Below are 13,069 nucleotides of genomic sequence, written 5' to 3'. Positions count from 1 at the left end.
CTTCAGGGGACTCATGCACTCGCGTTCGCAACGTGACAAGGTCGGCTGGTCGCCAACGCTACGGCCGCCCAATCCCGATGTAGTGCCAACCCGCCTTCCGCCAGATCGCGGGATCCAAACAGTTCCGTCCGTCGATAACTACTCGTTGACGGACAGACCGTTCTAGGTCGCGTGGTTCGATGGATACGAATTGCTTCCACTCGGTCAGGATCAGAACCATGTCCGCACCGGTACAAGCGGCTGGGATATCGGGGGCATAATGCAGTGTGGGGAAGATCTGGCGGGCGTTCTGCATCGCCTCTGGGTCATAGACGCTTACCGCGGCACCCTGCAACTGTATTTGGCCGGCGATATTCAGTGCCGGTGAATCTCGCACGTCATCGGAGTCGGGCTTGAACGCCGCCCCCAAGACTGCCACCCGCGTACCTATGAACGAACCGCCGGCAGCCTGACGCGCCAACTCCACCATCTTGTTTCGCCTGCGCATGTTGATCGCGTCGACTTCGCGCAGCAGCGCAAATGCCTGTCCAGCCCCAAGTTCACCGGCCATCGCGATAAAGGCGCGTATGTCTTTAGGTAGACAGCCGCCACCAAAACCGATTCCGGCATTTAGAAACCGTCGGCCAATTCGGACATCGAGTCCAATGGCATCGGCCAGAACCGACACATCGGCGCCGGTGGCCTCGCACACCTCCGCGATAGCATTGATGAACGAGATCTTCGTGGCTAGAAAAGCATTCGCCGATATCTTCACCAGCTCGGCAGTCGCCAAGTCTGTGACCAAGAAGGGAATGGCCTCGTCAAGTAGCGACGCATAGACGTCGCGCGCCACAGCCTCGGCCTTTCCCGGTCGACCCTGGTCCACTCCAAGAACAATCCTGTCTGGGTGCAGGGTGTCTTGGACTGCGAAACCCTCTCGCAGAAACTCCGGGTTCCATGCTAGTTCGGCCAGGTCGCCGACGGGAGCAAGCTCACGCACGCGAGCACCAAGGCGTTCTGCGGTACCCGCAGGCACAGTGGACTTGCCCAGGATGACCGCAGGTCGCGTCAGCAGAGGAGCCAACGACTCAACGACAGAGTCGACGTAGCGCATGTCTGCGGCGAGCTCACCGTGTCGTTGCGGCGTACCGACCGCGAGAAAGTGGACGTCCGCGAACTCCGCTGCTTCTTCGTACGAGGTCGTGAACCGTAACCGTCCGGCGTCTATGTTGCTGCGCAGAACCTCCGGTAGCCCTGGTTCGAAAAAGGGAAGCTCGCCCGCAGCAAGCTTAGCCAACTTGCCTTCATCAACATCAACACCGACAACCTCATGACCCAATTCCGCCAAGCACGCCGCGTGGGTGGCACCCAGATAACCCGTGCCAAATACTGCTATTCGACGACTCACGCGTCCTCCCAACGACCGTTTCTGTCGATGCTAAATCCAGGTGTCCAGTTAGGGACTCTGCTAGTCATCGACCGCCCCAAGTCGGCACAATTCCAATACAGGTGGCAACAGAGTGGCAATCTGTTCACCGACCGCGAGGAACACATCTGCCTCTCGACCGATGGGGTCCGGCACATCGGCGAGGTCGTCTCCGTCGAGGTACGGACGCAACTCTGATAAATCTCCGAGAGACCCAGCGCCTAGTTCCGTCACGAGCCTCGACGCTTCAGTCAAAAGAAAAGTCCGCCGCATCATTTGAGGTGCAACCTCGAGGACGGCATCCCTATGACCCCTCGTCATCGTAAGGATAAGGTCAGCTGCCATGGCCATCTTCTGGGTGAGTTGGCGCGCATAGAAGTCTTCGGGATCACCACCGAGACTTCGCAGCACTAGCGCCGCCTGATCATGAATCCGATGACCGATCACCGCCTGGGTTCCTGCGCTCGAAAAATGGAGGTCAGGGATTGGGAGATTGGCGCTTCGCGCGACCGCAAGCCTCTCGGCAGTGGGTGAGCGGCAAATGTTACCCGTGCAGACAAACAGGACGCGCAGGACAGACCCCCCTCGACTCTTGCATCGACGGTCCTTCCGTCACAGCAATCAGCCAACCCACGCCAGATGGCATGTCGCGAGGCAGCTTAACTCAGGAGCAGACTCATGGCACCGCCTGGAACTCCCCGCCGAACCGATTTGACACAGCGTCGATATCGCAGCATGAGACATCTCCAGTAAGAAAAGTGCCGTGGATGGGCAGTTGCGTCCAGCTATGACACTCCAACTAACCAGGACGCCAGTTTACGCGTGCGTAGGCCCGCCATCCACCGGCCGGTTCTGCGGAAATCGGCAAAAAGACGACGATTCGTGTGGCCCTCGCGGCTAACACCGGTTACTATTTCAGCGTCGGGCCAACGGTCCCGACAGCCGAGGGGACCAAGCTGTGCGCGGCACACTTGAGCGACCAGAACGGCACGGGGATCGCGTTGCGAATCCGGCCCGCGGCGCCGAATTCGCGTCGCGCATGGTTGGGGACCGCGACTACTGGGGGGAGAGTTGCTCAGAATGCATGCGGGGGGGACTGAGCGGCGCTGGCCGTCATCAGACTTGTCGTCACTCGAGACGAGTTCGTGGATCGACCGCCGCAAGGCGCGGGTTGTCTCATGACCGAGGTGATCGATCCGGGCACTGTGACAGCAAGGAAGCCCGCCAATACCCATTTGGGGCATGCACCACCTATTCCTGCACTCAGAGCCGTCCATCCGGTGGCGAGTCCGGCACCGGATAAGCGCAATGCAGCCATGCGCTTTCTCGGAGGCATCCACGCATGGATGGTTGTGCCGGTTGTCGATTTTGCGTTGATCCTGACACCTCTGGCTTGGCGGCCGCCTCAACCCACATCCGTCCTAACCCTTGCCGCACTTGCGACACTGCTCCTCATCGGTAGCGGGGGGTACAAGGCCCGCTTGCACCTCTCGGTGTTAGATGAGCTACCTTTTCTAATCACCCGTCTTCTCACCGCGGTGGCAGCTGTGTCCGCCATAATCCTTTACCTGCATCAGAAGACGCAGGTTCTGACGTTTCTGGAGACGGCGTGTCAGGCGGTTGCGCTCGTCCTTGTCGGCCGAGTAGTGATTACCCGCCTAATCGCGTTCGGACGTCGGAGTGGGATCAGTAGGCACAGAACCGTGCTGATCGGCGGTGGGACAGTAGCGACCGAACTGGCAAGGATTATTCGCGACCACCCCGAGTATGGCCTGAAGATCGAGGGTTTCGTCGATGATCACGACTCACCGCGCGCCCTTGCGTATCTCCCCCACCTCGGCAGGCTGTCCGAATTGGACATGGCAGTGGCATCCACAGGCGCAGACACACTGTTGGTCGCCGACGGAGCCTTCGAAGAACGTCGCCTGATCGATGCCGTGCGCTCCTCGGCATGCCGGAACGCAGAACTGATGGTCGTGCCGAGGATGCATTACTTCCACACGCAAACCGGATTGGCGGATCACATTGGCTCGATTCCAATCATGCGTATCCGCAATCCAAACTTGCAGGGGCCGGCGCGAGTCATCAAACGCGCATTCGACATCGCCGTTGCCTCCACCGCACTGATCGTCTTATCTCCGGTGCTAGCCGCCGCAGCGCTCGCCACGCGAATCGAAGGCGGACCTGGTGTCATTTTCCGGCAAGTCAGGGTGGGCCGTGACGGTAAGCACTTCGAACTGCTGAAGTTTCGTTCGATGCGACCGGCGGATGAAAGCGAATCGCAAACTCAGTGGAGCGTCGCCAAAGACAGCCGGGTTGGCCCTGTGGGAAGATTCTTGCGCTGCACCTCTATTGACGAGCTACCGCAACTCTGGAACATTCTGCGGGGCGATATGACCGTAGTCGGACCCAGACCTGAGCGACCACATTTTGTTGAGCAGTTCTCTAGTCAATTCGACAGGTACGCGCACCGGCATAGAGTCCAAGTTGGTCTCACAGGATTTGCCCAAGTCAGCGGACTCAGAGGCGACACTTCGATCGCAGACCGTGCGAGGTACGACAATTTCTATATTGAAAATTGGTCGCTTTGGTTGGATCTCAAAATCATTATCCGGACGTTCCGCGAGGTTCTGTTTTACCGCGAGCGATAATCACGCCGCCGGTAGCGCAGCGGGCGAAGGACTCTCCGGCTCGCGCTGGGAAAGCCCGGAATCCGGTCTACCGCATCAAGTTCGATGCCGTGCGCCCGGGGGAGTCGGTAGTCGAGACTACGACTCCGACCGTATGTTAGGCCGATCATCTCGCGTACAACCGGGGGGGGAGACTGGCGGCAAGTGGGCGAGTAATCGGCGGCGAAAGAAGGATTTGTGGCGGGCGTTATTATCCATGAGTGGATGTCATCGCACGGCGGGTCGGAGAAGGTATTTCATGCGATGAGTCGCGCCTTTCCGGACGCCCAGCTTCGCGCGCTGTGGAGAGAACCCGGGGCCATCGAGACAGATCGTGAGGTAATAGAGTCATGGTTGGCGCGCACACCACTACGCCGCTCGAAAGTTCTCGCCTTGCCTCTCATGCCCCGTGTCTGGCGTTCGCTGCGGAGCAAGGAACGATTCGATTGGATGCTAGTTAGTTCGCACCTGTTCGCTCATCATGCTCGCTTCCGAGGGCACAATCGCGACATCCCGAAGCTAGTTTATGTGCACACCCCGGCTCGCTATATATGGTCACCGGACCTCGACTTCCGAGGCCGCAATCCCGCTGTCCGACTAGCGTCTACGTACTACAAGTCCATCGACCGGCGACGAGCTGCCGAGCCTCTGGCCATCGCCGCAAACAGCGCGTATGTCCGCGAGCGAATCCGGAAGTACTGGGATCGGGATGCAGCCGTAATTCATCCTCCCGTTTCTGTCCATGCCATCGCAGCGTCGGTCCACCGTCACTCCGAATTGACCGCCGAAGATCGACGCATAGTCGATCGTCTCCCAGATACGTTTATCCTTGGCGCATCCAGGTTCGTGCCGTACAAGCAGCTCGATAAAGTAATTGCGATCGGTGCTCTATTGGACGTTCCAGTTGTTATCGCCGGCGACGGCCCCGAAGAGCAGCGCCTGCGACAATTCGCGGCCGACCTATCCGCTTCCACAACCTTTGTCCAATCACCGTCAGACGCTTTACTTCACACGCTTTACGCGCGCTGCGCAGTGTTTATTTTCCCCCCTGTGGAAGATTTCGGCATCATGCCTGTTGAAGCCATCGCAGCGGGAGCGCCTGTAGTGGTCAATTCAGTAGGAGGAGCGAAGGAAAGTGTAGGCGAAACGATGGCGGGAGTTGTCGTCAACTTCGAGGACATCAGGGACGCGGCCGACCGTACTCGCGAACTGCTCGACAGGGGCGTTCGTCCCAGTGTTGCCGATGTTGCAGATTTCGATGAATCGCGATTTCTCAAACGTGTCAGGAATTGGGTATGTTCCGAAATGCAATCATTGCAGAGATGAAGTTGGAATGCTCAAGGCTCACCGCCGGAAAGGGCTGTTACGAGTTTCAGCACGCTCGCGCCGCGGCTTATTTCCGTACTTTTACACGATGAGATCGTATGTGCGGTCGAGGGCCGCATACCTGAGCCGGCCGCCCGGTACATGGTCTATGTACGTGCAGCCATAGCCGCGGGGCGCAGGTACGTGCACCAGATTCCTGTGCCGATCGCTTAGGAATCCGCACGACATCCCCCGAACTGCCTACTACAACGGCCCGGCCCGACTGCTCATGTGTGAAGAGAGTTCCGATTGAGTTGGGCTCCATGAGCTCCTGCTCATGCAGGCAGTCACGAGAAAGACTCGGCCAACCCAGAGAGGCCCATATGACAGCGGCATTTTGCTTACAGATCCCTTTGGCCGTAAGACTGAAACGAGCCACTGAGCGGTTACCCGGCCACCTAGGCTGGCCTGTCACCTGGTCGCCCCTGGCCTGAATATCGAAAGCAACCGCCCCTCTTGAGGTGTTCCTCACTGACGGCCGTGGAGCGCACCTCGGTAGCAAGGGGCGTACGAAGCCCTACCGTCAACCTCGGCAAAAGGACCTCCTGATGAACCGAACGGTCTATATCGATAACCGTTACACCGGCGACCACGGTATTGCACGTTATGCACGTGAGGTTGTGCGCGGGCTCAACCTCGCGTGGACACCCCTACCCGGCAAGTATCGCCCGGGATCGCTCATAGACGCCGTCGATCGACACCGAATGTTCCTACCGAGCGATGCCTTGCTCTACAACCCCGGCTACACCGCTGGCCCCAGTCGTGCGTGCCAACTGCTCACCCTTCATGATCTGACCCATCTCCGGACCTCAGGAACGCGAAGACTCGTCCAGCGTGTCTACTATGACCGCGTGGTCAAACCAGCCATAGAACGCTGTGGACACGTGGTTACGGTTTCGGAGACCTCCGCGACAGACCTTCGCAACTGGCTCGGCGAACAAGTCGAGGTTCACAACGCTGGTAACGGATGCTCCGATGTTTTCGCATTCGACCACGGTGGCGCAGTGTTCGAGCGCCCGTACTTCTTGTTCGTTGGCAACTTCAAGGCGCATAAGAATCCTGCGCCGCTCTTCAGGGCAATGCAAAGCTTTCCCGATCACCAGTTGATCGTCGTGAGCAGCGACCACACGTCAGCCATGCGCCTCGCTACCGCGTGCAAAATTGAGGACCGTATCCAGGTCCGGGCAGGTATCGACGACATCGCACTGGCGCGTCTCTACCGCGGCGCCGAGGCGCTCGTCTTCCCCTCTCTTTGGGAGGGTTTTGGACTCCCAGTCGTGGAGGCGCTGAAATCGGGTACCAAGGTCGTATACGCGGCAGGCGCGACTTCTGTCGCGGAAATCTGTGACGGGACGCAGTACCCCGTTGAGGACGCCACGTCTCCAGAGCACCTAGTTGCGGCGATGAAGACAGCGCTGCATGGAACATTTGAACCACCGACAAACTTGGCGGACTACTCGTGGACTTCTGTCAGCACTAAGGTCGAGGCCGTTGTCAACTTGCTGAGCAGCGCCCCTTCCCGAAGAAAAGTTTGATGCGCTCTCCTTCAGTCGGTGAGAACTCGGAGAGTGTTGGCTATGGTCGGCACGACTGGAATGTGTATTGCTACTCCTACCAGTACGAAGTTATGTCAGTCCCACCGCATTATGATCCGCAATATCGCGTATTCGAAAACGTTCCGCGCGGAGGTTATCAGGTTTCATACATCTCTGTACTGAGCTCCCGGCCAGCCAAATATCGAGGCGCACTTCTGAAAACCTTGATGAACTAGACAAGAGAGAGCACTCATATATTGAGCAACAAAATGCGTCTTGCTCTAGTAATGCCCGAGATCTTCTACGGCGGGGCCGAAACTCAGTTTCGCATACTACTGGATCGCATTAATACGCAGCGATTCGATGTAACAGTTTTTGTGGAGCAATCCCATAAGAACTCTGATAGGACTGCTGGTCAACAGTGGATGGCACGCCAAACAGAATTACAGTTCGTATTGTGCCGGGGGCTTAGCCGTGACCGGCGTCTGCTTTCAGCTTCGAGGCTTTCGAGGATCCTCATCCCCTACCTTCGTCGACGCCAGTTCGATGCGATCCTGGTCTACTCTGCTATAGGTCTTCGAGTGACGCCCATAACGAGGCTGTTCGGCGTTTTCACGTTGTATAGCGAGCGTAACGAGGCATCGTATTCAGCCCTCACGCGGATCCGCAAGCGAATATACTTTGCATCGGCCAATGTCATCGTCTGCAATTCATCTGTTGCGCAGCAAAACTACGAGAGTTACGGATATCGAGCCGCGTTAATCGAGAATGCTGTCCTGCCACCCGCGCGTCCACGCTCAGTACGCAGTCACCAAACTACAGGAATTACCGTCCTGGTCCCTGGCCGGATTGCTCCCGTCAAGAATCAAGAACTAGTAGTGCGCGCTCTCCCGGAACTCGGAAAGTCCGTAAAGCGCATCCTCTTCGCTGGAGTAATTGAGGACACCGACTACTTCCAGAAGCTCGAGGATTCGATAGCTCGTCTAAGTTGTGCTGCATCCGTTGAATTCTTAGGATTTGTTAAAGATATGGATGAACTTTACGAAAGTTCGGACTTAGTGGTGTTGCCCTCACGGTCGGAGGGGACGCCCAACGTCGTGCTGGAAGCACTTGTCCGAGAAATCCCATGTCTGGCAGGCGACATTCCTACCAACCGATCCGTGTTGCGCAATGAATTGCTTTTTTCAGTTGACGATCCAAACTCTTTTGCGGCAGCTGTGGAACGGTTGACTAGACTTTCGGCCATCGAAGTACACAATCTTGTGGCGTCTCTGCGGGAGTATGTGGCCGAGCGATTCTCTGAAAGGAACATGGTTGACTCCTATGAGCGCCTGTGCGCAACGCGAGGGAGCCTTTCTGCAGATCGGTACGCAACGCCAATTGAGCGCAGAACTGGTGCCAAGACATCTCAACCGGATGCCAATCGGACCGTGATTTCCCGTGTCTTCCGATCAAGACGTTGACGACGACTGAATGTCGGCAACACCCTGGACCTAGACAGAGGGGTGGGAACGCCGCGGACCTTACTCACTTCCACGATGGCAGGGGCCGGCGGACGGCTCACGTTGACGCGAATGAAGATGAGGGTCCAACCTGCGGCTACGAAGCCGTGCGGCCGCACGCCGTCCGCGGCAAGTACTCACAACTCCGGCGACTTCACGTTACAGCAGCCACGCACTTGGTGATCGCGCACCCGGCTCAAAGTAACCTTTGGCTCTCTGTTGAATTAGAGCACCGGCTCGGGAGGAACTAGTGTCGGGAGAATTAAGAAGCCGGATCCTGACGGTGTCCGCACTGGCGTTGGGAAGCGCGCCATCGTTCCTCGTACCTATAGTCGTGGTGCAGCGGCTCCCGATAACCGAAGCGTCAACCGTACTATTAGTTTACTCGGTCTCTGCAATTGCGGCTGGCGTTTTCAGCAGTGCCATCGAAACTACGGCGATGGCAAACTTGAGTTCAATTTACGCCGCCGGCCGGTCAGTATCCAAACTCCAACTCCGTGCTCTTGCAGCAAGAAGTCTACGATTAGTTGGATTGCCCGTCCTTGGCGTCTTCTTCGGGCTCTTACTTTTGTACTGGCGACTTGGGACTGATCTCTCATTCGTCGATCTCTGGGCCGCCAGTTTATTCATCAGCCCTATTCCGTTAGTCCTCGCGGGGTGCGCGGCATACGCGGGCGAGCTTTACGCTCGGCGGAAGTTGGCGACCGTCTACATTTCCAACTTGGGGCGGGGCGTGCCACCCCTGTTGGCGTGCTTCATTACTCCACATATAACTGCTGTTGCGGCCGCTTACCTGGTTGGTGAGTGTTTGAGAGCAATATTCTTATGGAGGAGCTGTATTGATGGTCTCGACGACCGCAGCGCCTCGGCAGACGTAGGGATTCAATTACGGCAACTCGTAGCACTGTTTACTTCGAACGGGATCGCGCAATTACTACCTACCCTCATGCAGGCGATTTTTGCGTGGTCGGGGCCAACCGCGATCAGTCAAGGCGCAATTGCGCTAAGGGTGCAAGCTGCGGCCACGCAGATCACGACAAGTGGACTGACTATGCAGAATGTCGCGCGGTTTGCAGCCGTAATTACGCGGGCGGGCGAGAGAGCGGACGCAGTCAGGCGGGCGCTAATCGGCGAAGCCATCAAGGTATTCTCCACTGCGGTTTTAGTCGCCCTCTTCGGATCAGCAACAATAATCGCCGCACGATTCTTCTTTCACGACTCGTTGTCAGCTATCGTTCTGGCCGGATTATCTTGGTCGTTAGTTTTGGTAGCGGCGATCCCTACGGTTGCGCTCACGTTCTGGGCAGGGCGCGGGCTCATCATCGCGGGGTTCCATCGGCCTTTGCCTATTGTGATTGCCATTTCCTCGTCTCTCAGTGCATTGGCGGCGTTAGCGCTGCTGCCTGTTATTCATGCGATTTCCGCTCTCGTAGCCTCAGGAATATGCTCCGTAATGACTGCACTTGGATATACCTATATCTTACTCCGAGCAGGACCTTCAAAGCTCGCTGAGCGCAATCGGGACCAGTCCGATTAGCAATTTGCGGATCAACTCTCCGCCAGCGCAGTTGAGTCCCGCATAGTGGTGTAGCGCGGTTGCTGGGTTCGTCATCGTGTCGGTGATGGACGCGACGCGGCCACCGCGTGATCCTTCGTGTCAACCTTCCACAGAATCCTCGAGGAGCATCACGATGACCACACCCCACATTGCGACCCTGCAGGCCTTCTTGGCGAGGCCCTCTCCGAAGCTTCGCCCGATCTAGTGCGCTCGCTGCTTTAGACGGTCATCAACGCTCTGCTGTCGGCGGATGCTGATGCCGTGGTGGGCGCCGAATGGGGCCAGCCCACACCGGGGCGCCGTGCCCAGCGCAACGGGTACCGCCACCGCGGCCTCGATACCCGGGTGGGCACCATCGATGTCGCAGTCCCGAATTTGCGCAAGGGAACCTCCTTTCCGGACTGGCTGCTGGAGCGTCGCAAGCGGGCCGAATCGGCGTTGATCACCGTGGTGGCCGACTGCTACCTAGCCGGCGTGTCCACGCGGCGGATGGACAAGTTGGTCAAGACCCTGGGCATCGACTCGCTGAGCAAATCGCAGGTCAGCCGCATGGCCACCGACCTCGACGAGCACGTCGAGCAGTTCCGCCACCGCCCTCTGGATGCGGCTGGTCCGTTCACCTTCGTCGCCGCGGATGCGTTGACGATGAAGGTCCGCGAAGGCGGCCGGGTGGTCAACGGGGTGGTGCTGTTGGCCACCGGCGTCAACACGCTCGTATTCGATCGAGGTCAACTGGCCGAGGCGACTTGCCGACGGTTGTCGGTGGTAGATGCGTTCGGTCCCCGTGACGATCGCGATGCGCATCGACGCTCTCGAGTGTGCCAGCAGCGGTCAAAGATGTTTTCTGAAGCAGGCTGAAAGAAGTCTCCACCGGGGCGTTGTCGCCGACGGCCCCCACGCGGCCCACCACCAAGCCGACCATTCCGATGATCGTGCAGAGCGTGCACGAATCGCCTTGACCCGAATTAAAAGCAGCGGTCGCTGTGGACTACGCAGCGTGCAAGTCGATGCTGTAGCCGACGACGCGGTTGAAGAAACGTCCTTGATTGCGCAGAAGTGAGCTTGCCCTCACCGGTCTGGCGCTCGGCGATGTCAATGAGCCACCGTGGATTTGGTGCATCTGTTGACGACGGTTGAGAAGCCGGCCAGTCGCGACGGCTGAAAAGTAGGCCACCCGATCAGATTGGATGGGTGATCCCCTTGGAAGACTGGGCCTTGATCCGGCATCTTCACCGCAGCGAGGGTTTGTCGCAGCGGGCTATCGCGAGGCAGCTGGGCATTGCGCGGGATACGGTGGCCAGCGCGCTGGCCAGCGACGGTCCACCGAAGTACCAGCGAGCCTCGATGCCGTCGCCGATCGACGAGGTGGAGCCGCGGATCCGGGCGTTGCTGACGGCCTACCCACGGATGCCAGCGACGGTGATCGCCGAGCGGGTCGGCTGGACCGGCTCGATCTCCTGGTTCCGTGAGCGAGTCCGGGCGGTCCGCCCGGAGTACCTTCCCGCCGATCCGGTCGATCGGCTCGAGCATCCGCCGGGTCGGGTGATCCAGTGCGATCTGTGGTTCCCTGCGCCCAAGATTGCGGTCGGTTTCGGCCAGAAGACGATGCTGCCGGTGCTGGTGATGGTCGCCGCGTTCTCCCGGTTCATCGCCGCAGTGATGCTGCCCTCCCGCCAGACCATGGATCTGGTGGCCGGCATGTGGCAGCTGCTGGCGCAGAACTTCACCGCGGTGCCCCGCGAACTGTGGTGGGACAACGAGGCCGGCATCGGACGCCCGGCCGGCTGACCGAGCCAGTCACCGCCCTGGTGGGCACGCTGGGCGCTCGGCTGGTGCAGCTTAAGCCCTATGACCCCGAATCCAAGGGGATGGTGGAGCGAGCCAACCGATATCTGGAGACTTCGTTCCCGCCCGGCCGCCGCTTTACCTCCCAGCACGACTTCAATGAACAACTCAGGCAGTGGCTGCCGACTGCCAACAGCCGTCGGGTGCGGGTTCTCGACCCGCCCAGACCGGGCACCGCATCGCGTTCGCCACCGCCGTGGACCGGGTCGCCCGCCTTAAGTCTGCTCACAACGCCGGGCGCCTTCCCGCCGAGCTGGCCAAGCTGCGCCGCATCAGTCTGCTCGTTGTCGACGAAGTCGGCTACATCCCCCTTCGAGCAGGACGCCGCCAACCTGTTCTTCCAACTGGTTTCCAGCCGCTATGAACACTCCTCACTGATCCTGACCTCGAACCTGCCCTTCGCCCGCTGGGGCGACGTGTTCGGAGATCAAGTGGTGGCCGCGGCGACGATCGACCGCATCGTGCACCACGCCGACGTCCTGACCCTCAAAGGCTCCAGCTACCGGCTCAAGGACACCGGAATCGACACCCTGCCCTCCACCAGAGCCGACAACACGGCACAATAGCCACCGACCACGTGGCCTACTTTTCACCGTCGCTACTGGCCTACTTTTCGACCGTCGTCAACACCCCAGTTCGTCGGTTGAAAGTTGAGCCTGGTGTCGTTCCTTGATCATCGGTTCCCAACATCTCGCGTCTCTCGGTGAGATAACGGTAGCCGTACCTGGGGGTCCTCGCGGTGGGCGTCAAACAGGGCATTGGCGCGGTACTCGTACGATCAGTACGGCATCGGTGATGGGGTCGGCTAGCCAGTCGGGCCGGCCCGTGACAAGTAGGCCGCGGCCCGGCGCAGAACTTGGTCCTCCTGCTCCAACAGTCGGTTTCGTCGGTGTAACTCACGCAATTCGGTCGATTCGCTCGTCCTCCTGCCGTGCTTGGCGACCTCGTCGCGAGGCTTACCCCGGAGATACCTGGCCCACGCCGGCAACGCGGCAGGAAACTGACTGACTGATCACTCGTGGCACGAAGTCGAGTGCAGCGGAACTGGATTCATCAACTCGTTCCCTCGCCCGACCATCGGACCTGTCTTGGAGTACTGTGAAGTACTTCGGGGTCAAGTCCAGGGACGTGGTGTACGACGTCGTCGTGTGATTCTTCGTGGTGATGGTTCAGGCGGTTAGCACTGCGGG

At 59.0% G+C, this 13,069-nt stretch carries 8 protein-coding genes and 3 pseudogenes; 9 read left to right on the top strand and 2 right to left on the bottom strand.

Annotation, left to right across the window (positions count from 1 at the left end):
* Positions 1 to 58: 58 nt before the first annotated feature.
* On the bottom strand, positions 59 to 1,387 hold the full coding sequence (locus ACAG25_RS23175; protein WP_370490825.1) for a UDP-glucose/GDP-mannose dehydrogenase family protein: 1,329 nt from the start codon (positions 1,385 to 1,387) through the stop codon (positions 59 to 61).
* A gap of 60 nt (positions 1,388 to 1,447) precedes the next feature.
* Positions 1,448 to 1,969, bottom strand: a complete 522-nt coding sequence (locus ACAG25_RS23170) for a low molecular weight phosphatase family protein (protein ID WP_370490854.1) — start codon at positions 1,967 to 1,969, stop codon at positions 1,448 to 1,450.
* A 614-nt stretch (positions 1,970 to 2,583) separates the two neighbouring features.
* Between ACAG25_RS23170 and ACAG25_RS23165 the strand changes: the two genes are divergently transcribed.
* From ACAG25_RS23165 to ACAG25_RS23125, 9 genes and pseudogenes are all read left to right on the top strand, one after another.
* Positions 2,584 to 4,056 (top strand): sugar transferase, encoded by a 1,473-nt coding sequence (locus ACAG25_RS23165; protein WP_370490824.1) that lies wholly within the window; start codon positions 2,584 to 2,586, stop codon positions 4,054 to 4,056.
* Between the two features lie 243 nt (positions 4,057 to 4,299).
* Positions 4,300 to 4,800: pseudogene (locus ACAG25_RS23160) on the top strand (glycosyltransferase); the annotation flags it as partial.
* 51 nt (positions 4,801 to 4,851) lie between these two features.
* Positions 4,852 to 5,400, top strand: a complete 549-nt coding sequence (locus ACAG25_RS23155; RefSeq protein ID WP_370490853.1) for a glycosyltransferase — start codon at positions 4,852 to 4,854, stop codon at positions 5,398 to 5,400.
* Between the two features lie 587 nt (positions 5,401 to 5,987).
* On the top strand, positions 5,988 to 6,974 hold the full coding sequence (locus ACAG25_RS23150) for a glycosyltransferase (protein WP_370490823.1): 987 nt from the start codon (positions 5,988 to 5,990) through the stop codon (positions 6,972 to 6,974).
* 287 nt (positions 6,975 to 7,261) lie between these two features.
* Positions 7,262 to 8,437, top strand: a complete 1,176-nt coding sequence (locus ACAG25_RS23145) for a glycosyltransferase family 4 protein (RefSeq protein WP_370490822.1) — start codon at positions 7,262 to 7,264, stop codon at positions 8,435 to 8,437.
* A 736-nt stretch (positions 8,438 to 9,173) separates the two neighbouring features.
* The gene (locus tag ACAG25_RS23140) at positions 9,174 to 10,013 is read left to right on the top strand and encodes a hypothetical protein (RefSeq protein WP_370490821.1); all 840 of its coding nucleotides are present in this window, start codon (positions 9,174 to 9,176) and stop codon (positions 10,011 to 10,013) included.
* A 154-nt stretch (positions 10,014 to 10,167) separates the two neighbouring features.
* Positions 10,168 to 10,742 (top strand): annotated as a pseudogene (locus ACAG25_RS23135) (transposase); the annotation flags it as partial.
* A 483-nt stretch (positions 10,743 to 11,225) separates the two neighbouring features.
* Positions 11,226 to 11,822 carry a hypothetical protein gene (locus ACAG25_RS23130; protein ID WP_370490820.1) on the top strand — a complete coding sequence of 199 codons (597 nt, stop codon included), beginning with the start codon at positions 11,226 to 11,228 and terminating at the stop codon, positions 11,820 to 11,822.
* Positions 11,823 to 12,021: 199 nt separating this feature from the next.
* Positions 12,022 to 12,445, top strand: a pseudogene (locus tag ACAG25_RS23125) (ATP-binding protein); the annotation flags it as partial.
* Positions 12,446 to 13,069 lie beyond the last annotated feature (624 nt).

Source organism: Mycobacterium sp. pV006 (genome assembly GCF_041287115.1).
GTDB lineage: Bacteria > Actinomycetota > Actinomycetes > Mycobacteriales > Mycobacteriaceae > Mycobacterium.
Note: the sequence above shows the minus strand (reverse complement) of the source record. Positions and strands in the feature narration are given on the sequence as shown.